Source organism: Spirochaetota bacterium (assembly GCA_017999915.1).
Classification (GTDB): domain Bacteria; phylum Spirochaetota; class UBA4802; order UBA4802; family UBA5550; genus RBG-16-49-21.
On sequence record JAGNKX010000012.1, the window covers coordinates 95,643 to 118,859 of the forward strand.

Consider the following 23,217-nt stretch of genomic DNA (forward strand, 5'->3'; position numbering starts at 1 on the left):
TTCCGGTGCCGCTGTTGATTTTACTATGCCGGTTTCTCCCGTCAACTCTTTAGCAGGTCCAGGCATGACCTGTAATCCGCCATGGTGTCGATGTCCATGAGTACGCCCGGATCGCCGCAGGGGAGATATGACGATGACGTCCCGAAGAGGGACAGGATATCCCGGAGGCCGCCTCCGCCTTCGTGAGCGAGTATCGCCGGAGCGCAGCCCATGTCGATGAGGGGAGGATGTCCCTTCCTGCCGTCAAGAACCGGGTAGACCACGGCGGACCCATCGCGGTCCGACAGCTCCATGAGGGCCCGCAGGGTGCCTTCCCTGACCATCGGCATGTCCGCGGGCAGGAGGAAGAATTTTCGCGCCGATACGGGCAGGGCCCGCACGCCGGCCCGCACCGAGGAGAGCATGTCGCCGCCAGGGTATTCGTTCAGGGCCCATGAAGCGCCCAGGCGCTCCGCCTCCGGGATCATCATTTCCCTGTTGTGCCCGATGACCACGACGATGATCTCCACGCCGGCGGAGCGCAGGGTGTCTATGACCCGTTCCAGCACGGTTTTATCTCCCATGGGGAGGAGCGGCTTGAAGGCGCCCGCGCGGGAGGAGCGGCCCGCGGCAGGCACGACCGCGGCGATTCCGTCATTCCGCGGCATGGGTCTCTCTGGCGGACCGGGTTGACACCAGCTCGGCTACGATGCTTACCGCGATTTCCTCCGGGGTTTCCGCGCCGATGGGAAGGCCCACGGGGCAGCGAACCCTGGCGATATCGCCGTCACCGAGACCGCGCCTGCGCATCTCCGCGTAGCAGACCTCGCGCTTGCGGGCGCTGCCGATCATGCCGATGTATCCCGCTTCGGACCGAAGGGCCCGGTAGAGAACGGCGGCATCGAAGGCGTGGCCCCGCGTGACGATGACCAGGGCGGCGTTCCCGTCTATGACGATGTCATCGAAGGCGCCGTCGTAGGATGCAGCAAGAATGATCCGGTCCGCCCCGGGGAACAGGGCGGGGCAGGCGAAATCCGCGCGGTCGTCGATCACGCAGGTTTCGAATCCGACCAGCCTGCAGAGCGGCTCCAGGCTCCGGCAGATATGCCCTGCGCCGAAGAGATAGACCGTGTCCGCCGGCTTCACCGGCTCGATATAGCGGCGAAGGGACCCCCCCCTTTCCGGGACCGTCAGGGGCGCCTCCGTTTCAACGACGTTCCCTTCGATATCCTTCAGCGCCTCCGGGTCCCCGGCGATGAATCCCTCCTCTCCCAGGAGGGCGGTGCGCGTTTGGACTCCGCTGGCGCCGGCGTCGTCGATGGCTGTGACAATGAAGCTTCTTTTCCTGAGGGCGAGGCGTTCCGCGATTTTACCGAATACGGCGCGGGGCCCGGCCATGGTCCGGTCAAGGGGTTCGATAAGTGCTTCCATCAGGCCGCCGCAGGCCATGGCCGAAGCGTCGACAATTTCTCCGTCCAGTGAAAAACGCACCAGGGCGGCCCTGCGGGAGGATATAACCTCGCCGGACATTCGCAATATTGCCGATTCGAGGAGTCCGCCGCCGACGCTCCCGAAGGTCTTTCCCGATTCGGTTATGACCATGCGGGCCCCCCTGTCCCTCGGGCCGGAGCCTGTTTTATCGATGATGGTGGCCGTCGCAAAGGGCTCATCCGAATCCAGCAGAGTGTCGATATGGCGAAAAAGCCGCGGCGCCCCCGATCTGTTGCTCATGGGCGTTTACCCCTCCTTAAGATGAAAATGCGTACGATTTGATGACCGGCATCTCCTGATCCATGACTGTCATTTACCCGGTCCTGTCAGTGTCATTTTTATCCGTTCCGCCAGTATCTTTCCGCCCCGCTCGTTCAGGTGAATATTGTCGGGCATGAAGAGCAGTCCCCGGTCGTCGGAGATAGTGTCCCAGGTCTTGCGCAGGAGATAGCGCTTCGCGATCGATCTGTACATGAATCCCTCGTCCATGCTGTAGGGCTTCACGTCCTTCTTTCCCCGCCGGTCAAGCTCTGCGGAAAGGATTTCATTGAGGGGGATATACGACACCTTCTTCTCCGACGCGATCTCCTTTATCGCCTTTGAATAATCGGCGGCAAGCCTGAAGGGTTCGCTGTCGGCCCGCTCTCCCAGGGGCGGTATGGATATGAGGGTGATCCGCGCCCCTGTTTTTGCCTTGAGCTCGTCCACCAGAAGTTTATAGGTTTCGGTGAACCATTTCTTTGTCGGTCTTTGGGGGAGGCTCCATAGCTCATCGTAGCGGCGGTATTCCTCCTTCGAAAGGGACCCCTTCAGGTCATTGGTGCCGATCAGAATGAAAATATAGCGCGGTTTCAGGGCCGCCACCCTGCCGACGAGGGGCAGCAGGTGGTACGCCAGCCTGCTGTTGATCCCTTCGTTGACGAAGACGAAGTCCCGCAATGCCGGGTCATCGGAGAGGTGCTTCACGTAATCAAAGCTGACGGTGCCGTGGGTGATGCTGTCGCCGAGGCAGACCGCGATCTTCTTGTCAGATCCGACAGCCGTTTTAAGCGTCCCCTCGACATTGTTCGAAGGCGTTTTTACGGCCTGGTAATAGGCGTTCCCCACGAGGAGGCCGCCGGCTGCGGCAATGGCAAGGATGGCGAGTATCGCTTTCTTGATCATGATATTCCTCTCCTGATTTTTTTTCGGGCATCCGCAGGTGGCGCGGCAGTGCATGCCCTTAAAGGATATTCTAAGCGGGCAGGGCGACAAAGGCAAACACCTTTTTATGGGAACGCGCCCCTCAGTGCCCGCTTCCGGAACAGTTGCCGCTCTCCGGCAATGGGGGGATGGATAAAAATAGAACGTGTTCTAAAAAAATATTGACAAATCCCCGTCCCTTTCATTATTTTGAATCTGTTACGGCCCGTGAATGAAGAAGTCATGAATCGGGATTGAAGACAGCGGGGAAAGTGGGCATATCATTATTGTAAGGAGGCTATCGATGAGCGACACATCTACAAACCAATTCAGGCAAAAAATATCAGCGGTCGAATTCATCGCCAAATTCGTGCCCTTCATGGTCCGCATTCCCTATATCGCCTATCACGCCATTAAGGGCTTTGGCATGATAGGCGGGAAGAAGAACATGTCCTGGGGCCTCATGGTCGAGACCATAGCGGCGAAGTATCCTGACCGCATGGCGGTCAAGTCCCACGACGGCTCGCTCACATACCGGGAATTGAATGAAAAGGCGAATCAATTCGCGAACTTTCTAAAAACGAAAAACGTCCTCAAGGGTGACACGGTCACCGTCTGCATCGATACCAGGCCCGAGCTCCTGGTCCTCTACTGCGGGTGCTCCAAGATCGGCGCCGTGTGCTCCATGATCAACATCAACCAGCGGGGCGATTCCCTGGTCCACAGCTTCAACCTCAATAAAGGAAAGGTCATCGTCGTCGGAGAGGAATGTTACGATTTCGTGAAAGATGTGGAAGGGGCGATCGACACCGCGGGATCGTTCCTCTGTTATATAAAAGACCCGGCGATCAACAAGCTACAGGATAAGAACGATATAACCGGACTTCTCCTGACCATGGCGGCGGACAATCCTCCCGAGACCAAGGGAATTACCGTCAAGGACCGCCTTGCCTACGTGTACACCTCCGGCACCTCCGGCGGGCTTCCCAAGGCCGCGGTCATCATCAACAAGCGGGCCCTGTCCGCCATGTTCTGGTGGGGCAGGGTCGTCACCGCGGTCCGGCCCAGGCACACCATCTACGTGCCCCTGCCGTTTTTTCACACCAACGCCCTGACCGTGGGCTGGCCGCCGGCGCTGTACAGCGGCGCCGCGGTGGCGATCCGGAGAAAGTTCAGCGCCAGCAACTTCCTCGACGATGTCAGGAAATTCAACGCCACCCATTTCATCTATATCGGCGAGGTGTGCCGATACCTGATGGCCCAGCCCGACGTGAAGGGCCAGGACAGGACCCCGCTGAAATACGTCATAGGAAACGGCCTTCGGCCCGATATCTGGAAGCGCTTCAAGAAGCGGTACGGCATAAAGAAGATCTTCGAGTTTTACGGGGCGGCGGAGGGAGTCGGTGTCCTGACCAACATCATAAATTTCGATTATTCGGTCGGCATGAGCCTGACCCCCGGCGCCATCGTGAAATATGACGTGGAGAACGATTGCGTCATGCGCGGCGAGAACGGCATGGCCCTCAGGGCAAAAAAGGGGGAGCCCGGCCTCTGCATCATGCAGATATCGGAGAAAACGCCCTTTGCCGGCTACAGCGATAAAAAGAAGACTGAGGAAAAGATAATCCGGGACGTCTTTAAAAAAGGCGACATGTGGTTCAATTCCGGGGACATGCTCCGGAACATGGGCTTCGGCCAGGCGCAGTTCGTCGACCGGCTGGGCGACACCTTCAGGTGGAAAGGGGAAAATGTGGCCACCATGGAGGTGGAAAAGGCCCTCGATTCGTTTCCCGGCGTGAAGTCATCGGCCGTGTACGGCATCGCGATGCCCCATGGCGACGGCAAGGCGGGCATGGCTGCCACCATACGGGAAGAGGGCAAAACGATCGACCTCAACGCCCTGACGGCGCACCTCAGGTCGGCCCTGCCCAAGTACGCGGTGCCGCTCTTCATCCGCTTTGTAAATGATTTCGAATGGACACCCACCCACAAGATCAAAAAGACCGCCCTGAAGTCTGAAGGCTACGATCCCGCCAGGGTACAGGGCGATCTTTATGTCCTCCTGCCCGGCGCGGACACCTATGTGCCGGTCGATGACGCGATTTATAAGGGTATCATGGACGGTAAATACAGGTTTTAGATGTCAAGAGTTTTGAAATGCAACACTGTCATTTCGTCGAGCGACAACGATGAGAAAAGGAGAACCTATCATGGACCTGCTGTTTAACGGAAGGACGGCAATTATAACAGGCGCCGGCGCCGGAATAGGAAGAGAATACGCCCTGGAATTCGCCCGCAGGGGAGCCAACGTCGTGGTCAACGACCTCGGCGGCTCCCGGGACGGCTCCGGCGTGAACAGCAGCGCCGCCGATCTAGTCGTTGAGGAGATCCGGGCCGCCGGCGGCTCGGCCGCGGCGAACCATGACAACGTCGCCACGGAGGAGGGCGGCCGTGCCATCGTGGCCACGGCCATGGAGGCCTTCGGCGGGGTGGACGTCCTCGTGAACAACGCGGGCATAATCAGGGACAAGAATTTCCTGAAAATGACCGTAGAGGAATGGGACGCGGTCATCAGCGTTCACCTGCGCGGCGCCTACTGCGTGACCAGGCCGGCGCTGGAGGTCATGAGGAACCGGAATTACGGAAGGATCATAATGACCACGTCGACGTCGGGCCTCTTCGGCAACTTCGGCCAGAGCAATTACGGCGCGGCCAAGATGGGCGTCGTGGGCCTCATGAACGTCCTGAAGGTGGAGAACAAGAAATACGACATCCATTTCAACGCCGTGGCCCCCACGGCGGCGTCGCGCATGACGGCGGAGATCTTTCCCCCGAACATAGCGGAGCGGCTCCATCCGAAGTTCAACGTGCCCATGGTCATATACCTCTGTCACGAGGGGTGCGCCGAAAACGGATCGATATTCGCCATGGGAGCGGGATGGTACGCCAGGACGGAGATCGTGTGCGGGAAGGGCCTCTGCATCGGCGACGGTCGCAGGGACATCCCGGCCGAGGAGATCCGCGAACGATTCGCCGAGATATCGAGCATGGACGGGGCGAAGAACGTTACGAACGTGGAAACCTTCAGCTACATGTCGCCGCTCTTCTCGTAGCGGAAATCATTGACATGGGGGTAGATGCCATGGTCATCGATTGCCATTATCATTTGGAAGAACGCTTTCTCACCATTGAGGAAATGATCCGAAGAATGGACGCCTGCGGCATCGACAGGGTCGCCCTGATGGCCCCCGTGAGCGATCCGATCGAGGAACCGCCCGTGCCCCTCGTTAAAATTGTGAACGCTCTGTTATTCAACGCCCTGACCAAAAAAATCGGCCGCGGTTTCGTGGAGGATTTCACCCCCGAAGGCAATGTAAAGATAACCGGAAGGGTATACGCCATATATCCGGAGCCGGACAATACAATTATTTTCGATGCCGTTGACAGGTATCCCGATCGATTTTACGGCTGGGCCTTTGTATCGCCCGAATCGGCGACGGACCAGGTTGAGGAATTGAAAAAATGGATGGGGCATCCCGGATTTGTCGGCGGAAAGGCCCATCCGTTCTGGCACCGGTATCCCCCGGAAAAGCTCCTTCCCGCGGCGAAGGTCCTTGCCGCTATAGGCAAGCCCCTCCTGATCCATGCCGGTTATGAAAGCCATGGGGATTTTCTCGCACTTGCGGACAAGGCGCCTGATCTCAGGCTGATCCTGGCCCACGCGGGGTTTCCCGGCTACAGGTCCACGTGGGAATCGATTAAAAACAGGCCCAATATATTTGTCGACCTGTCCCAGACCTCCTACGTGGGCGACAGCGCCACACGGCAGGCGGTCGAGTACCTCGGCGCGGAGCGATGCCTCTTTGGCACCGACGGTCCCTATGGCATCCGCGCCAGAGACAGGAAGTTTGATTTTTCATATATCAAGCGGCGGATTGAAAGGCTGTTCCCGTCACCGGAGGTGCGGCAGCTCCTGCTGGGAGGCAATTTCCAGGAGATCGCGGGGATTGCCTGAGGGGAACGGCCGGCTATGGTCACACGCTGATGCCGTAGAATTGCAGTTTGTTCTTATCCATGATTCTCACCGCTTTTGCAATCGACGGCTCGATCCTTTCCGGAGGAAGATTGAAAAGGGTCGCGGCGATAAGCATCACGAGGCGCAACCTCTCCAGCAACGGCACCTTTCCCTTGTTGAGCTGCTCAAGAATGATATTATGCAATACTCCATTTATAGCCAGTGACCGGGCATACCAGTCCTCGTCGGTCAGGTCCTTGTTGAACCGGCCGAAGAATTCCTTATTCCTTACGGCGCTGTTCCGACATATCATTTCCGCGATGGCCCAGAGGCTGTAGGCGTTATGCCATATATCGGTCAATTGAGGGCTGATATCGCTGGCTTTCAGCTGGTAATATATTATCAATATGTAGTGCAGAATGGGATCATAATCCTTTAAGAAGGATTTTATTTTCGTATTGGTGTCTTCCAGGTAGATGGCCGCGATCTGCTTTAAGATATTCTCCTTGTTCTCGAAAAAGTTGTAGAGACTTCCGGTTGTCAGTCCGGTTTTGCCGAGTATCTGCCTCATGGTCGTCGCGGAATAACCCTGCTGGATGAATAAGTCTCTTGAGACCTCGATAATCCTGTTCCGTAATAAGTTGCTTTTTTCTTCTCTATTCATAATGCAACCTTCATGTAAGGCGCTTTCGCCATGGAGCGGGCCTCCATGGCGCACTGTTTTTCATGTGCCCATGCCGGTGATTGTTGTTTTGATCCGCCTGCATCGTGTCGGTTAAGGTCCAAAACGTTACCGTGACTGTTCGGTGCTTCCATGTCCCCGATGACAATATCACAGGGGCCTTTATAATTAGTAGCATTTTTTTTCCAGTATCCCTGTCTTTTTAACTCTTAAAATTCCATCATTAGATTCCTGGTAATGGACATTTGACTGGTTGCGAAACTGCGTCTCGCGCCCGCGGGGGAGCCCCACTTCGACTACACTCAGTGCGGCGCTGCGGGGGGTTTTAAGGGGCTTCGCCCCTTAACCCCGATTAAAAGATTCAGATTTGCAACAAGATTATTAAAAATACGCTACAGGCAAGATAATCATTTACATTTATACCAGTACAGTATTAACTATGAATTCAGTTATTATTTCACGCATATCAATATTTTCCATATAAAATGGATCAGCCTGCATGGCAATCCATGGGAGGTAGTGATGGTAAGGAGTCTAACTGTTTTATTGTATGTTCTGGGTTTCATTTCATACCTTCATGCCGGGGAGGTTCCAGGGAATGCGTTGCCCGGCCTTGTGTCCCCCAACGGTCTAAGGATGGATCTTGTCAATGGGTTTGAATCATGGCGTTTGATTTCCAGTCACGTCCGCGTCGACAGGAATGAAATGCATATCATATGGGGGAATGATAGGGCAATGGATGCTTACAGGAAAGCCGGGTCCGGAGAGCCCCTTTTCGGGACAGGGGCTATCCTCGTAAAGGCGGGCTATACGATGAAAAAAAATCACCATTTCGAGGATTCCATTGAACCGTCGCAGCTCCGGCGGATTGAATATATGATCAAGGATGAAAGGCGTTTTGCCGGTACCGGCGGATGGGGATATGCGCGTTTCCCCTACGATCCTCCCACAGGCTCATTTTCCGCATACGGAAATGATGCTGACTTTGCCCGTGAATGTTATCTTTGTCATAGCCGGGTTAAAAGCAGGGATTATGTTTTTACCGGTCATATTAATTATTTTTCCAGGGACGACAAAGGTGGAATTGCCCTGGTCTCGCGGGCCGGCGTGACAGGTTCATTCCCAAAATGGAAATTGCACCCAATATTAAACGTCATATCGTTCCTGGTTTTGGCTGCAGGTATGGCCATTGCCCGTTTTTTGAAAAGAAAAAGGTGGTGGCTCAGGGCGCACGGGGCAGTCCAGGCTGCGGGAATCCTGATCCTGGCATGCGGCATTGCCGTAATGGCATCGGTCCTTGGTCCGGGGAACCGTTCCACCATTCCCCATGCCTATTTCGGGCTGACCGCTTTTATCCTGCTTATCATCACGCTATGCGGCGGTATTATTGCCGTCAAGGTCCCGTCACTGGCAAAGATAATAAGGCCGATTCACCGATGGGCTGGCAGGATATCCATTGCCCTGATGTTATTCATAATTGTCATGGCCATAATAAGGCTCATATAGCAGTCGGACTTAAGGCATATTTTTTTTGGAAATGTATTCAGTTCCCGTTGACTTTCCCTCCCGGCTGCATTATATTCAAGTAATTAATAAAATACTTTATAAGGACAATATCATGAATAACAAATATACAATATGCCTTGACTCTGAGTGCTCCCGATCCAGAGAGATTACCCGTAAGAATCTGGATGATTTTTTTGAAAGATTAGCCTGGATATAAGAGCTGCACGGCTGCTATACGTAAGATGTTCACCGGCTGGAGCCAGTAGTCGGAAAGTGGAGAGGACCACAATTGCGGTTCCGGAGATGTCGGATTGGATTGAAGGAAAAGAACGCGCAGCACCGATTTAATCGTCGTCACGGCACCAGCCGTGATCGTAGAAGGAGGCTGTTATGACACAAAGACACGCGCACCTGGTGGGCAGCATGCCCTATAAGGACGAGAAGTCCGCCATGGAAAAAGCGCTGCGCTATCTTGGCCCGCGGCTGCTATCGCTCCCTGACGGCGAGATCGGCAGAAAATCGGAGCGCCACTCCCACGGCGAGCGCCTGGGGTGGATCCAATGGGTGATCGAGCGATTCGAGAAGAGCCCAGCCTTCGAAATGGTGAAAAAACCGAGGTATGACCCGATTAACGGCCTCTGGGCCGACTATGAATCGGGCGTGCGCTACAGGCTGAAGGTGCCGCGCCGGTCACTGTACCGGAATCTGGATTTCGGGTATATCGATTATTTCAAAATGGGGTATGGCGCATTCAAGAAAATGCAGAAGGAACACAGGCGAAATGACCTTCTCTACCAGTTCGGCATTCCGGGAGCCCTGGCCATTTCCGTATTCAGCCTGGGACTGCTGCAGGGTATCCGGACAAGGAAGATATTCGAGGACCGTCTCGCCCATGAGGTGAACGCCATCAATCGGATTTCCGACGGCAATATTCTCTTTCAGATAGAGGTTCCCATCGAACTGGGCGTGTACTTAAAGGCGCCGCGCCTGCTAAAGTCCCTAACCGCGCGGTGGGCGGTGCGAAGCATCATCTCCCTTGTCAACAAGATGGACAGGAACGCTCGAATCGGCGTTCACCTCTGCCTTGGGGATCTGAATAACCGTCCCTTCAGCCTTATCGGCGATGCGGGCCCCCTCGTGGATTTTGCGAACCGTATCGCGGCGATCTGGCCCCTGGACCGCAAACTGGAGTTCGTCCATTTCCCCCTGGCAATGGGGAACATACCGCCCAGCACCCGGGCCGGCTTCTACGAGCCGTTTCGACGCCTTGCCCTGCCGGCAGGCACCAGGATCATTGCGGGATTCATTCACGAGGGACTGAACGACCAGGACCACCGGTATATCCTGAAGATGATAGAAAAGGCAGCGGGCCGCAGCGTCGATGTTTCCTCATCCTGCGGGTTCGGACGCCGGACCGCGGAAACGACGGAGCTTCTACTGAAGAAAACAGCCCTCCTGGCTGGATGAGGGGATGGCTGGGATCATCAGGCGATCAGATTGCGGCAATGCGCCGATCATGAAAAAGCCAGCATTCCCAGGAAAACCGCCATCACGACTGAATCGGCGATGAGAGGCGCCATGCCGATATAGAACCGCCCGGTATCGTCCAGATCGTAATAGATCACGTAGCAGACCAGCGCGGCGACCGTGAAGATCGCCACCAGCGCGGCCATTGCAACGGCGTGGCCCGCTCCGAATCGGCCCGTGCCGTGGAGCACGGCGACCGCGGAGAGGACCAGCGTGGCCCAGAGGTGTATTATCAGCAGCTCCGATGTCACAACCCGGTGGAAGACCATGGACGTTACCGTGAGAAGAACGAAGAACAGGGCAATGCCGCCGCCGATGATATATCTCACCGGCAATCCCCTCGATTCTTCCGAAAGGGAGTTGATGCCGCCGGCCATCATCCCAATGGCCGCGCATCCCGTGATGAATGCGGCGGCGATGTAGAACGCGGCCGCCGATCCGCCCGATGAATGGGGATGAAAGGAAACGGCCCACCAGGCCAGGTAAAAGAGGCTGCACAGCAGAAGAAGCAGGCTGCCCCCGAATATCTGCCAGAGCGGAAAGGTGAAACCGCGGAAAAAGGTCATGGTGTTCCCCCTTGATCGGAGCGCGCGCAAACCCCGGAGCTCTGCTCCGGGGATGAGAGCGCGCAAAACATTATGCGACTAAATACCCCGTAGCTTGCTGCGGGGTATTTTATACCGTGATCATGTAAGATAGTAGTTTTCATAGGCCCCCTGTCAATGTAAATGCGGAAAAATCGGCACGGCCCGGGCCCGGCCGGCGCCCCTTCAGGCGGGCCTTTTCGGACATTGGCGATGTGACATCCTCTGAGGCCCGGGAGGATTGACAAAATAGTACAAATGTAATATAATTGTTTATTATTTTGCACCGGGAATCATTGTCCATGCCGCTAAGTTTGGACCTTGATTTAGGCAATAGATATTGACAGGTTGATTTTATATTAATATATTAATTATATTCTCACGATGATATAGTGACGGCATCGTTTGTAAGATTTTTATTGTGTTGTGATGGTTTCATATGAAAATCGTTAACAGGTTTATCTCTTTAGGACTTTTTCTCCTGGCCATGGGGTTGACGGCGGGGTGCGGTTCCACTAATAGCAGCGACAATTCCCTTATGACGCTATTGTCGTCATCTCCCTTGGTGTTAGCCACGACCCCGGCCAACGGCGCCACGGGGGTTTCCACTGCGTCGCCGGTGGTGATCACCTTCAATAAGACCATTAATTCCGTATCGGTGACCTCTTCGTCATTCAGCTTTTCTCCCGCAGTGACGGGCACCTACTCGGTTAACAGCATTGCCGTAACCTTTGTCCCCACCACCGGTTTTACCGCGGGCACAACCTATACGGTGACCATACCATCGGGCGGTATTACGGACACGGACGGGTATGCGGTCATGCTAGAGAGTAAGTTCACGTTTACCACTGAATAATCCTCCAGGGTGTTATGATAACAAAAAAGGGCGCTCTCCCGTGAAGCGTCCTTTTTACTTGCCCATGGACCGCTATGGGTGATGACAATCAACCGTACCGGGCGCCGGCCTACATATCCGGCCCAAAGCCATCGGGACCGAAGGGGCCCGGTCCGAAATCATCCGGGCCAAAGAGATCCGGACCAAATGCGTCCGGGCCGAAAGGATCTGGACCAAAACCCCAGGGTCCGAAGCCGCCAGGTCCGGGGCCCTTACCCATCATCGGGGGCGTCATGGGCCGCTTCATCGTATCCCTTTGTTCTGCGGTGAGAACACTGTCCATGTCCAGGCGGCGCCGGATGTTCATCACATGCATGTCCGCCTCCAGATCGGATATTTCCTTTATAAGCGTTCTGACCGCGTTGATGTCAACGGGGTCCTCGAGGAGCATTCTCTGCAGCCGGATGCGGCGTGGCGCGATTTTTTCCCGGTAATCGAGCGTTCTCTTTTCATGGTCCCTGTCTATGACCGCGATCTTTTTCACCTGCTCGTCCGAGAGGCGCGGCTCTCTGTCCATCCTGGAGCGATCGTCAGGGCGCGGCGCCTTCTTGCTGCAGGAGGAGCTGTTTTTCCCTTCCGCGTGCAGCGCCTGCAGCGGCTGGATCGTCAGCATCGCCGTTGTGATAATAATTGCCAGCTTGATAGTCCTTCTCATCGGTCTTTCTCCTTTTTGTTAATAAATCGGATTGATCTTCAGGCTCCCTTCATGTCGCCTTTCTTTTAAATTACACAGGATACCACCAGGAGTCGTCCCGTCCGCTAAGGATAGACCGGTTTAGCTTAAAAAAAGTATGACCTGGAAGGCTATCGCATATGACAAGGCCTATGGCAGGGCACATTTCAGGCTTCAATACTCGCAGATATCCGCAAAAAGGAATGGTTGGACAATATATTTGGCTGCAGGACCCTGATGCTCCTCGCGGGCATTATCGCGTTCCTGTTCCAGGAAATCCGCAAGGATTCAGAGGTGGCCCGATTCCGCCTTACAGGGCGTTGAGCTTTTTTTGCACTGCGCTTTTAAAGGGCACCGTAACAAGGAGCATGGCTAATGCCAGATAGAGAATTGCAATAAAGTCAACCGCCATCCATCCCGACAGGACCCTGGCGCTGTTGTCGTATCCCTTCCACACGGCGCCCAGGATCATGATGATCCCGAGAAAAACCGCCACTACCGTTGAAGCGATCATCAGCGTCTGGGCCGTTGAAAAGAAGAGGAGGGCGTTTTTCAGTTCCTTTTCAGTGGCCCCGCTTTTTTCCATGGCCGCCCGGAACGCGCCTATGATCTCGCCTGGACCGTAATGACTCAGCAGCATGAGAATGGTCGGCCCCAGGACCAGGGCAAGCGATGGAGCGTCGATCATCAATAGCAGATCCGACTTTGCTATTATTACGGCCAGAACAAAAATACCCGTCGTTAGCAAGAAATACACGATAAACGTCTTTTTCATAATGCGCCTCCGTCATCCCTGTTTTTTTTAATTATAATTATCAAACTCTCTAGAGAGTCCGTCAGCCGGGCTTCAATATTATACCGGTCAATGATCGCGGCCATTCTCTGTTCAAGATGCGAGGGCTGATTATATCCGGAAATCGTCGCCATTACAATCAGGCCTATCAGGACCGTGTGAAAGGCGAAGGCAAACACCGGCGACCCGGCACCCCGTCCGTTTCTTTTCACAACGGGGATGGCGCCGGCAACGGTGACCGCATCCACCTGTTCCCGGTAATAACCGCGCAGCGCTTTATTAAGTTTCATGTCAGAGCCACTCCTTGAGGTCCCGGCGCAGGCGGCCCTCCAGGGCCCGCATCCTGGTCTTCACGCTGTTTTCATTCATGCCTATGACGGCGCCGATCGTTTTATACCGGAGCCCTTCGAAATGCCTCAGGTACACTATTTCGCGGTCGGCCTCATCCATTCCCCGCAGGCTTTCGTGTATGGCCCGATGCAGCTCCCCCCGGCACGCCGCCTCGAAGGGGTCCGGCTCCCCGCCGTCGCAGTCACGGAATTGCTCGCCGCAGGGCCTGCAGTCAGCCCTTCTTTTGTAATCAATGCAGTGGTGCCGGGCAATGGCGTAGATCCAGCCATTGAGGGAAGAGCCGCTCCTGAACCGGTCCAGGCCGTTATAGACCTTCATCATGATCTCCTGGAGCAGGTCCTCGCCGTCCTCCCCGGGGCAATGCATCACCGATGTTATATAATAATAGAGCTTCTTCCGGTATCTCTCCCAAATGTGCGTGAACAGGCTCTCCCTGTCCCCGGTCAGTGCGCTGATGAGCGCCATGTCGATCAATTCCACTGGTTTCATGTTTCTGATAATTAATACGATAAGGGATGAGAAAACGATTTAAATTTTCTACGAAGCAGCGCTTTTTTTAACGCAGATCCCGGGGATGCAGCGGATCTGTTCCCGCGCTGATACTGCCGAACCATCTGAACCAGTATGGGACATGGAACCGTTTATTTCAACATAAAAAAGCGCGGGAAAATGGAGTGGAATTTCCCGGACACATAAAAATACCTTGTCAAGCAGACGAATATATCCTACAGTCCTACACGCACCCGGGAATCACGGAATCAGAGCGGAGGTCACCATGAGCGTCATCGACCGGTTTTTTCTCAGGACATACGAAAAGTCGGATTTCAGGGAAAAGCAGCGGGCCAGGGACCTGGTCATCACTTCCGGCGCCATAGCCTTGTTGCTGCTGTTCCTGTGGCTTTTCCTGGTCGTAGTGCAGGGGAGAAGAATCACCGACATCACAAACCTGGCGATTGCCGTCCTGCAGATAATAATAGTGCTGGCCCTGGCGCTCACGAAAAAGGGGAAGGTCGTGGCCGCCTCGCACCTGCTGCTGGTGCCCATGGCTCTGGTGGTGTGGGTCAACCTCTTCGTGAGCATGGGTAAGATCCCTGTAATCCGGGTGATCAACGGCATCGGACTGGTCTTCCCGGTCATCGGTCTCGTCTCCCTGCTGATGAACCGCGCCTCCGTCCTGGTCTACACCCTGTTTCACATGCTACTCTTGGCCCTGTACTGTTACCTGCTGGACCGGGGAGGTTACCTCACCAGGCCCGAGGCGTACAGCTATTTCGTCGATTTCGGGCTTGGCATCATCATGCTGAGCATCATCAGCAGCAGGATTTTAGGAAACAGCGACAGGGCCAACAGCTCGATCGCCACCGCGCTGGAGGAGGCCACCCGCAGGGGTGAGAGCATACGGACCATCCTGGACCGGACGAACAGCGCCGCGGCGCTCCTGTCCCAGTCCGCCGACGGCCTGGCTCAGACCACGCAGATTTTTTCATCGAACGCGCAGTCGCAGGCGGCCTCGGTGGAGCAGATCACCGCCTCGGTGGAGGAGGTGACGGCCAGCGGCGAGGGGATATTCGCCATCGCCCAGAAGCAGGCGTCGCTTTCCGGCAAGGTGAGCGGGGACATGGACAGCCTTTACGGCATCGTCTCCATGGAAGGGGAGAAGATGCAGGACGCCCTGGCCATCCGGGACAGGCTCAACGAGATGGTGGCGAAATCCAAGGACGAGATACAGCATCTTCTCGATGTGATGTCTGTGGCGGCGTCGAAATTCAAGGGCGTGCAGGACACCGTGAGCATCATCGAGGACATATCCGACAAGATCAACCTCCTGTCTCTGAACGCCGCCATCGAGGCGGCACGCGCCGGGGAATACGGGAGGGGCTTCGCGGTGGTGGCCGACGAGATAGGGAAGCTGGCGGACAGCACCTCCTCCAACCTCAAGACCATCAACGACATGTTCAACATGAGCAACCAGGAGATCACCAACGTGTACGGCCGGCTGGAGGGCTTCGTGAGCTCGTTGAACAAGATGATCGAGCACATCGCTGAGTTCAGCCACCGGATCGACCTCGTGGTGGAGATGACCGAGCAGGATCTTGCGCTGAACAGGGTCGCCCGGGAGTCGCTGGGGGATCTTTCCGGGGAGGCGGACAACGTGCTGAGCGCCGCCACCGAGCAGAAGCTGGCGCTGGAGGAGATCGCAAAAAGCCTGTCGATGATCAACAGCACCACCCAGGAGATCGCCATGGGCGCCAGGGATCTTTCCGCAACGACGAAGGAATTGGCTGAAAGGGCCCAGGAGCTGAAGGAACTGTCGGTATAGGCGGCGACGGCCGCCGCGGGGATCACGGCGGGCCCTCCGGTACAGGACAGCATTACGATTCAGGAGGACATCATGAACATACACATAGATTACAGGAAGCGCCTGGCCCGCATCAGGGAGCTCATGGGAGAGGCGGGGATGGATCTTTTCATCGGCACCAGGACGGTAAGCCTGAGCTACGTGGCGGGAGCCTTCATTCCCTGGAGAAGCGCGGTGCTCATCAGCCGGGACGGCTACGAGGGGCTCATCACCCTGCTCCTGGATTCCGAGCGCCTGAGGAACGAATCCTGGATGCCCACCATCCAGCCCTACGCCCCCGTTGCGGGGATGGACCTGTGGGACGTTGTCGTGACTTTCGCGAAAAAGAACGGCTGGGACAAGGCGAAAATCGGCGTGGAGCTCGGCCATTCCCCGAGGGGGAACACCGGCTACCTTTTCGCCACCGAGTACGAGCAGTTGAAGGGCTCCCTGCCCGAGGCGACATTCGTGAACGCCCTGCATGTCATGGACCGGGCCTCGGTGGTGAAGGAGCCGGGGGAGATCAAGCTGCTCCGCCAGGCGGCCGCCATCGCCGACGCGGCCATGGAGCGGGTCAAGGAGTCGATCTATCCGGGCGCCACGGAGACGGAGATCGCCGGGATCGGAGAGATGGAGCTTCGGCGCCTGGGGAGCGAGTACCACTGGGCGGTCACCGGCTCCTCCGAGGTGGCGTCGGGCTACCGGGCCTGCTATGGCATGAACGGCACCACCCAGCCCACCGACAAGGTGGTGCGGAAAGGGGAGAACATCATCGTGGACCTGCACCCCTACTACCATCTCTACACCTCGGACCTGGCGCATAACTTCATACTGGGCGACCCGAGCGAGGCGCAGCGAAAGCTCTCCGACGCCTACGTCCAGACCGCGCAGACCATTATCGATAATTTCAAGGCAGGGAACAGGATCGGGGACATACACGCCAGGGTGCTGGCAAAGGCCGGCGAGCTGGGTTACGGATCAAACGTGATCCCGTCCTTCGGCCACGGCCTGGGGGTGCTGGGTCACGAGTGGTACCCGGCCATCCTGGCCAACGCCGAGTTCAGGGATGTGGTCCTGGAGGAGAACTCCGTGGAGGTGGCCTTCCTGGCCATGACGGTCCCCGGGGTATGCGGCATGCGGCTCGAGTACCCGGTACTGGTGACCGCCCACGGCGGTGAGCCGCTCTGCGCCACGCCGCTGGAACTCACCGTTCTGGAGTGCTGAGGGGATCCCGCCGTTCTCCCCGGAACGGCGCATCACCGCTGGAATATATTATTGGAGCTTCTTCCGGTATCTTTCCCGAATGCAGGAAGGCAGGCCCTCACTGTCATCGGGCAGGGCGCTGATGAGCGCGATGTCGATCATTTCCACATGCTTCATGTTCCCGGTAATTAATATGCTTTGCCCGGATGAATTTCAAAAAAATCAAGCCGGCAGGCATACGATGGCATGATATTTTTTTCGTCCTTTTAATTAACTAAATGTTGATTTTTCCTTCGATGATTTTTTCGGTATGGCTCATATCTCTGCACGATTTATGCGATAGACATTTCCGCATGGTTTGTTTTGATGAATTTCTTTGAATAAACATATCATTATCGATCGATTAGCATGATAAATTTTTTTTCGATTATATTAACAAAATATTGATCTGTCCCTCAATGGATTTATCATTATGATTTGCGTCGATCAATTATAAATACAACACGCCTGTTCAAGATAAAATAAAGACAATCTTTTTATTGATTGTTGTCCAACCCATGAATACCTTTTAAGTAGAGGACAATATCCTCTGACTAAAAATTATTTTCAAGGAGATGTTCTATGATACATCTGATTTCCGACAAGCTGGTGGACCTGGTGGAGAAGCACAGCAAGGAAATCATCAAGCGCTGGACTTCCCGCCTGCTGAGCGATCCGACGACATCATCGTTCTCGATGAAGAATATCGGTTTTGTCGAATCGAAAGCGCAGAGCCTCCTCGAACACCTGGGGAAGTGGGTAAGCTACGACACCTCTAAGGAAGATGTGGGCCGGAGATACGCGGCGGAGGGCATCGAAATGTTCAAGATGAATGTCCCTCTCTGCGAGGTGATCCGGGCGATGTACACCCTCAGGAGGACGCTGTGGCTCTTTATCGAAAACGAGAGCGCCTATGATTCGGCGTTTCAACTGCAGCAGATGAGGGAAATGAGCGACAGGGTCATTCTCTTCTTTGACCGGGCCCAGTACTACCTTACGAGGGGCTACATGGAAGAGATGAACAGGAAGATGAAAGACCTGTGGCATCTCAAACCGGAAGATACCACCAAGATCTTCTACGAACAGTCATTCTATAATCATTAGAATGATCTGCAGCGCGGCGCCGGTTGCATCCGGATAACGGTTTGCCCGTGAAACGAGTGAGGGGGGATTTGTCGTTCGGATAAAAAAGCGGGAGAGAGACTGTGCCGGCGATGCGGGCCGGACGGTGATGATTATCGGGTGGAAGGGAGAGGCGGAGCGGTTGGCGGTAAGTCGATGGCGGGAATTGTCATGAAAGATGTTATGAACATGATCATTGACGTTGAAAAGGAGTGCGCGGACAGGATTGCCGCCGCACGGGAAGAGCATGACAGGGCCATGGCCGGGCTGTCAGAGCGGATTGAGGCTGAAATGAAAGAAGAGAAGAAGCGCGTCGCCGGTGAAAACGGCGAACGGCGCAAAGATGAGATAGAATCGGCTGAAAAGGGGATCAGGCGGGATCTTTCATCCATGAAAGAATCCCTGGGCGGGTTACATGAGAACGGAGAATTACGCGATGAGGTGCGGCAAAGGATCATTTCAATAATTTTTCAGTAAGTCCCAAGAGGTTACCAGATGAACAACCTCGTTGACAGGGTCTATGTGCATGCGAAAATCCATGCACTGCACGGTTACTTGCTCTCGAGGGATGATTATCAGGAAATTGTGAGATCGGGAAAACTTCAAGCGGCATTCCCCGAGATTCCCGGCAAGATAGAACAAGCGAACATAATACAGGCAAAAGAAGCGATCTTTCGCCATCATATAGAGAAGTTTATCCTGCTCATCGGGCTCAATGCCCGCTACGGCGATTTTCTCAGGGCCTTCCTGCTCCTCTTCGAGCTGAGCAATATAAAGCAGGTTATGTTGAAGGCTTTCGGAAAGACCCGGCTGTTCCCGCAGTGGAATGACGTGAGCCCCTACAATATCATCGCTGCCGATTCCGGGAAAGAAGAGATCGGACCGGGCGGATTGCGGGCCCTGTTCGCTGGAACGATTTTCGAGGGAGTGATGGATTTCGATGAGACGCCTTCCTATGAGGAGCTGGAGAGCGCCATAGACTTTCTCACCCTGAAAAACCTGATGCGGTTTTCGGACAGGCTGTTCCCGGCCGACGCGAAAGTGTTCAATGATATCATGATAAGAAAGGCCCTTTCCCTGAGGATCCTGTGGGAGAGGCGGTGTGGCCTTCAGGAGGGGTGGGTTTTCCCGCAATTCAACCTGATGGACATGTTCGACGGCCACGGCGTTACACGACAGGAAATCAATGCCGTGGAGAAGGACATCGGGAGGCATGTTGACGCGGAAGGCGCGATGGGCGGCACCGGCGATATTTCACGCCTCGAGCTGTCGTTGAACCGTCTCTTCATGAAGTCGGTCAATGCCATATTCTCCAAGGATTTTCACAGCATTCGGCCGGTGGTGTCCTATGCGTGGTCGTTATACTATGAGATTATCAACCTGTTCATGATCCTGGAGGGCTTTAATTTAAGGGTGAATCCCGATGTGATACTGCAGCGCCTGGTCTGGGGTGAGTAAATGAAAGCGCCCATCAGAAAAACAATAATCGGCTTTGACAGGAGAGATTCCGCCCGCCTGATCAATGAGCTCGGCGGTGAGGGGATAATTCATGTCGGCCGATGGGACGGCGAAAACGCCGGGGCAGTTTCGCCGCCCTATGCCGGTCTGGAGGAGTCCATAGATGCAATGCTGAGCGCGATTGAAAACATATGCGCGGAATTCAATGTCGCGCTGGCGTATCAGCCGGGCGCCGGAACGGGCCCGGGAATCGCGCCGGTCATCTTCGACAGGGACATCGGGAGCGACCGGAACATGATCAGCGGCATCCGTGACGAGATGGATGGAATTCGAGATCTCCGGCAGCGATACAAGGCCGATCATGAAGCTGCACAGCTGCTCGTTGATGCCGCGAATGATATAGACGCTATAATCGAGGAGCCTGGAAAGCTGCTGCGGATGTCATTGTGCTCCCATGTGTTCGGCACGGTGCAGGAGGAGATCGATAAATCGGGCAGGGAGCTCGATGAGGGGTATTATATCCGCAGGGCCGGACGCCATGTCCTCGGATTGTCCATGGCCGGAGACATCGATGGGCTGACCGGACTATTAAAAAAGCATGGATTTGAAGATAAGGAGGAGATACTGGAGCGGTACGCCCGGAATCCGCAGGTCCTTGATGATTTGAAAGCGAGGTCGGAGCTCATGAGAAAAGAGCTGGGTGAAAAAGAGGAGAGCCTGGACCGGCGCGCGGAAGAGATAATCGGCACGCTGGCCGGTCTTCATGAAATATATGCCGGGCTCAAAATGTCAATGGAGGCGAAAAAAGCGTTTGCCCGGACCGTGGACGCCGAATTCGTCAGCTGCTGGATCGACCTCGATGACCTCGAAAGGCTCCTGTCGCTCCTGGAGCGGGTATGCGGCACGCGATTCTTCCTCCATGTGTTCACCCGGGAGGAGATGCGGGATGTCCATGGCGCCATACCGGTGCGATTGAGGAACCGCTGGTTTTTCAGGGCCTTTGAGATGATAGTCCGTAACGCCGGTGTACCGGAAAGCGTCGAGCTGGATCCCACGCCTGTGGCGGCCATCGTATACCTGCTCATGTTCGGGGTCATGTTCGGCGATGTGGGCCAGGGACTTGTGCTCTGCCTTGCCGGGCTCGTCATGAAGGCGGCGGCGAAAAGGAGGGATCTCAAGCCGTTTTTCCGCGACGGGGGGACCATCCTCGTTGCGGCGGGTATCGCGGCGGCGGTTTTCGGCGTGCTCTACGGCAGCGTATTCAGCAGCGAGCAGATCATCCCGGCGCTCTGGTTCCACCCGATGCGGCATATCATGGACCTGTTTTTTGCGGCCATCATGATGGGCGCCCTCTTCATATCGATGGGACTGGTCATGAACATGGTCAATCTCTTCAGGGATGGCGACTATTTCGAGGCCGTCTTCGGCATACACGGCTTGCTGGGCTTCATCGTGTACACCGGTTCGCTGTTCCTGACGGTGAGATACGTGCGGTACGATATCAGGCCGGCTCTCCCGGAGATGATAGTCATTCTTGTCATTCCCGTCGGCCTTTTCCTGTTCAGGAACGTTCCGGCCCGCCTCTTCTTCGGGCGGGAGGCACTATTTCCCAACGGGGTCTTTGAATACGCGGTGGAATCCTTTGTCGAGCTCATGGAGATGTTCACCGGCTTCCTGGGGAATTCCATATCCTTCATACGGGCCGGCGCCTTCGCGCTGAGCCATGCCGGACTCAGCATCGCGGTCTACACCCTTGCGGCGATAGCCGGTCCGCTTTTTTCAATAGCATCGATAAGCATTATCGTCATCGGCAATATTTTTATCATTCTCCTCGAAGGGCTTGTGTGCGGAATTCAATCGATGCGGCTCGAGTATTATGAGTTCTTTGGCAAGTTCTTCAGGGGCAATGGCGTCGAGTTCAAACCGTTCTCGACGAAGAGAAAACAGGTTATTGCAAAGGGGGTCGCATGATGGATTATAAACGATCGCTTGTATGGTTTTTAATCATGGGCGCCGCCGCGGCCGCCATGGCCCTTGCGCCGGGAGCCGCTCTCTGCGCCGAGGAGGCGGCCGAAGCCGCCAGGACTGTCGCGTCCGGGGTCATGACCGGGAGCAACAAGGCGGTCATGGCCATAGCCGCCATGGGAGCCGTGGGCCTTTCGTGCATTTCCAGCGGCTATGCCCTGGCGCGGATCGGCTCGGCTGCGCTGGGGGCCATGAGCGAGAAGCCCGAGATCGGGGGCCGCGCCCTGGTGTTTCTCGGCATGGCAGAAGGGATCGCCATATACGGGCTCATTATAGCGATCATGATGCTTAACAAGATCTAGGCGCGGCGCCGGGCCGTTGTACGTTTCTGCGGCGGGCGCCGGCGCGGGAGCGGTGTGAAGGCATGGAAAAGATCGTTGTCATCGGCGACATCCATACCGTTACGGCCTTCAGGCTGGGCGGCGTGGAGGGCGTGGTGTCTTCGCCGGGCGCGGTGAAGGAGGACATTGCCGCCGCGATCAACAGGCCCGACGCCGCCATCGTCCTGGTGACCCGGGAACTTGCGGACCATGCCGGCGACGCCATCGGTGACTGCAACCTGAACATGGTGAAGCCGGTCATCGTCGAGATCCCCGGCATCAATGATCAGCGCGGCTTCGGCAGGTCCATCATGAGCTATATCACCGAGGCCCTGGGCATATCCATTTAACGGGATGGCCGGTTATGAATGAAGAAACGATCATCGCTGAATATGGAGACCCGTCCCGCCTCATGGCTTCGATACGGGAGAAGGCCGATCTCGCGATACGCGCCATCGAGGAACAGACCGGGAAGGAGATCGCGCAGGCGGAAAAGGATTATATCGATGAGATGAAAGCGTTCATTGATGCCCGGAAGCATGAAACGGATAAAGAGATCGAAAAGGCCATATACATCATGAAAAACAGGGCGGCCATTGAACAGCGGAAGCTGCAGCTGAACGCGGTGGAGGATTTCATACGGGCCATGGTACCGGAAGCTGTGGAGGATTATATAAAGAGCGATGCCGGGGGCTACCTGTCGTTTTTAAAGAAAATAATCGACGAAACACTCCCGGGTTTCCAGGGCGACGTTGTAGCGGTCCATTTGTGTCCCCGGGATGGCGCGCTTGAACATGAAATAAGGAATTTCATTATAGCTGACAACAGATGGAGCGGCTCTGTCTCCATTGTCATTGATGAGTCGATGGCGATGGGGGGGCTTGTCCTGGAAAACGCGAAGGAAGGTATCATATATAATTACTCCATTGAGAGATGCGTCAGCAGGAGTTATGATTCCATAAGGAAGGAAGTTATGACCATCGTGCGGAAGCATATGCACCATGAGCAATAAAAAGGATGGCGCAGTATGGAAG

Annotated in this window: 24 protein-coding genes; 15 read left to right on the forward strand and 9 right to left on the reverse strand. The window is 55.5% G+C overall.

The window, feature by feature from the left end:
• Positions 1–41: 41 nt before the first annotated feature.
• The 3 genes from KA369_17095 to KA369_17105 all read right to left on the reverse strand — a co-directional run bounded on the left by KA369_17095 (position 42) and on the right by KA369_17105 (position 2,634).
• Positions 42–647: a nucleotidyltransferase family protein gene (locus tag KA369_17095; protein ID MBP7737702.1), complete on the reverse strand. Its 606-nt coding sequence runs from the start codon at positions 645–647 to the stop codon at positions 42–44.
• Positions 634–1,710: an XdhC family protein gene (locus KA369_17100; protein MBP7737703.1), complete on the reverse strand. Its 1,077-nt coding sequence runs from the start codon at positions 1,708–1,710 to the stop codon at positions 634–636. Before KA369_17100 ends, KA369_17095 begins: the two co-directional genes overlap by 14 nt.
• Positions 1,711–1,779: 69 nt before the next feature.
• The gene (locus KA369_17105; GenBank protein ID MBP7737704.1) at positions 1,780–2,634 is read right to left on the reverse strand and encodes an SGNH/GDSL hydrolase family protein; all 855 of its coding nucleotides are present in this window, start codon (positions 2,632–2,634) and stop codon (positions 1,780–1,782) included.
• Between the two features lie 322 nt (positions 2,635–2,956).
• On the opposite strand from KA369_17105, the gene KA369_17110 reads away from it, so the two are divergent.
• The 3 genes from KA369_17110 (at position 2,957) to KA369_17120 (ending at position 6,667) form a co-directional block, all read left to right on the forward strand.
• On the forward strand, positions 2,957–4,792 hold the full coding sequence (locus KA369_17110) for a long-chain-acyl-CoA synthetase (GenBank protein ID MBP7737705.1): 1,836 nt from the start codon (positions 2,957–2,959) through the stop codon (positions 4,790–4,792).
• Between the two features lie 67 nt (positions 4,793–4,859).
• Complete coding sequence (locus KA369_17115) at positions 4,860–5,765, forward strand: SDR family oxidoreductase (protein ID MBP7737706.1); 906 nt, start codon at positions 4,860–4,862, stop codon at positions 5,763–5,765.
• Between the two features lie 14 nt (positions 5,766–5,779).
• Complete coding sequence (locus KA369_17120; GenBank protein ID MBP7737707.1) at positions 5,780–6,667, forward strand: amidohydrolase; 888 nt, start codon at positions 5,780–5,782, stop codon at positions 6,665–6,667.
• A 19-nt stretch (positions 6,668–6,686) separates the two neighbouring features.
• Here the strand turns inward: KA369_17120 and KA369_17125 are convergent, their stop codons facing one another.
• Positions 6,687–7,331 carry a TetR/AcrR family transcriptional regulator gene (locus KA369_17125; GenBank protein ID MBP7737708.1) on the reverse strand — a complete coding sequence of 215 codons (645 nt, stop codon included), beginning with the start codon at positions 7,329–7,331 and terminating at the stop codon, positions 6,687–6,689.
• A gap of 687 nt (positions 7,332–8,018) precedes the next feature.
• Here KA369_17125 and KA369_17130 point away from each other — a divergent pair.
• Both KA369_17130 and KA369_17135 read left to right on the forward strand, forming a co-directional pair.
• Positions 8,019–8,855, forward strand: coding sequence for a cytochrome P460 family protein (locus KA369_17130; protein ID MBP7737709.1), 837 nt, complete (start codon positions 8,019–8,021; stop codon positions 8,853–8,855).
• Between the two features lie 390 nt (positions 8,856–9,245).
• On the forward strand, positions 9,246–10,322 hold the full coding sequence (locus KA369_17135) for a hypothetical protein (protein ID MBP7737710.1): 1,077 nt from the start codon (positions 9,246–9,248) through the stop codon (positions 10,320–10,322).
• A gap of 47 nt (positions 10,323–10,369) precedes the next feature.
• Here the strand turns inward: KA369_17135 and KA369_17140 are convergent, their stop codons facing one another.
• Complete coding sequence (locus KA369_17140) at positions 10,370–10,948, reverse strand: hypothetical protein (protein MBP7737711.1); 579 nt, start codon at positions 10,946–10,948, stop codon at positions 10,370–10,372.
• 457 nt (positions 10,949–11,405) lie between these two features.
• Here KA369_17140 and KA369_17145 point away from each other — a divergent pair, with 457 nt between their 5' ends.
• Positions 11,406–11,822: an Ig-like domain-containing protein gene (locus KA369_17145; protein MBP7737712.1), complete on the forward strand. Its 417-nt coding sequence runs from the start codon at positions 11,406–11,408 to the stop codon at positions 11,820–11,822.
• 109 nt (positions 11,823–11,931) lie between these two features.
• On the opposite strand, the gene KA369_17150 is transcribed toward KA369_17145, so the two are convergent.
• The 4 genes from KA369_17150 to KA369_17165 all read right to left on the reverse strand — a co-directional run bounded on the left by KA369_17150 (position 11,932) and on the right by KA369_17165 (position 14,167).
• Entirely contained in the window at positions 11,932–12,516 is a 585-nt protein-coding gene (locus tag KA369_17150; GenBank protein ID MBP7737713.1) for a periplasmic heavy metal sensor, read from the reverse strand.
• 328 nt (positions 12,517–12,844) lie between these two features.
• Positions 12,845–13,309, reverse strand: a complete 465-nt coding sequence (locus KA369_17155) for a hypothetical protein (GenBank protein MBP7737714.1) — start codon at positions 13,307–13,309, stop codon at positions 12,845–12,847.
• The gene (locus KA369_17160) at positions 13,306–13,617 is read right to left on the reverse strand and encodes a hypothetical protein (GenBank protein MBP7737715.1); all 312 of its coding nucleotides are present in this window, start codon (positions 13,615–13,617) and stop codon (positions 13,306–13,308) included. The genes KA369_17155 and KA369_17160 overlap by 4 nt, the downstream gene beginning before the upstream one ends.
• Position 13,618: 1 nt before the next feature.
• Complete coding sequence (locus KA369_17165) at positions 13,619–14,167, reverse strand: RNA polymerase sigma factor (GenBank protein MBP7737716.1); 549 nt, start codon at positions 14,165–14,167, stop codon at positions 13,619–13,621.
• A 286-nt stretch (positions 14,168–14,453) separates the two neighbouring features.
• On the opposite strand from KA369_17165, the gene KA369_17170 reads away from it, so the two are divergent.
• The 9 genes from KA369_17170 (at position 14,454) to KA369_17210 (ending at position 23,195) form a co-directional block, all read left to right on the forward strand.
• Entirely contained in the window at positions 14,454–15,998 is a 1,545-nt protein-coding gene (locus KA369_17170; GenBank protein MBP7737717.1) for a hypothetical protein, read from the forward strand.
• Between the two features lie 72 nt (positions 15,999–16,070).
• On the forward strand, positions 16,071–17,240 hold the full coding sequence (locus KA369_17175; GenBank protein ID MBP7737718.1) for an aminopeptidase P family protein: 1,170 nt from the start codon (positions 16,071–16,073) through the stop codon (positions 17,238–17,240).
• A gap of 600 nt (positions 17,241–17,840) precedes the next feature.
• Complete coding sequence (locus KA369_17180; GenBank protein ID MBP7737719.1) at positions 17,841–18,362, forward strand: hypothetical protein; 522 nt, start codon at positions 17,841–17,843, stop codon at positions 18,360–18,362.
• Positions 18,363–18,551: 189 nt separating this feature from the next.
• Complete coding sequence (locus tag KA369_17185; protein ID MBP7737720.1) at positions 18,552–18,857, forward strand: hypothetical protein; 306 nt, start codon at positions 18,552–18,554, stop codon at positions 18,855–18,857.
• An 18-nt stretch (positions 18,858–18,875) separates the two neighbouring features.
• Positions 18,876–19,838, forward strand: a complete 963-nt coding sequence (locus tag KA369_17190; protein MBP7737721.1) for a V-type ATPase subunit — start codon at positions 18,876–18,878, stop codon at positions 19,836–19,838.
• The gene (locus KA369_17195) at positions 19,839–21,809 is read left to right on the forward strand and encodes a hypothetical protein (GenBank protein MBP7737722.1); all 1,971 of its coding nucleotides are present in this window, start codon (positions 19,839–19,841) and stop codon (positions 21,807–21,809) included. It begins immediately after the preceding gene.
• Between the two features lie 56 nt (positions 21,810–21,865).
• Positions 21,866–22,165: a hypothetical protein gene (locus tag KA369_17200; protein MBP7737723.1), complete on the forward strand. Its 300-nt coding sequence runs from the start codon at positions 21,866–21,868 to the stop codon at positions 22,163–22,165.
• Positions 22,166–22,227: 62 nt separating this feature from the next.
• Entirely contained in the window at positions 22,228–22,533 is a 306-nt protein-coding gene (locus tag KA369_17205) for a V-type ATP synthase subunit F (protein ID MBP7737724.1), read from the forward strand.
• A 14-nt stretch (positions 22,534–22,547) separates the two neighbouring features.
• Positions 22,548–23,195 carry a hypothetical protein gene (locus KA369_17210; protein ID MBP7737725.1) on the forward strand — a complete coding sequence of 216 codons (648 nt, stop codon included), beginning with the start codon at positions 22,548–22,550 and terminating at the stop codon, positions 23,193–23,195.
• Positions 23,196–23,217: the final 22 nt, after the last annotated feature.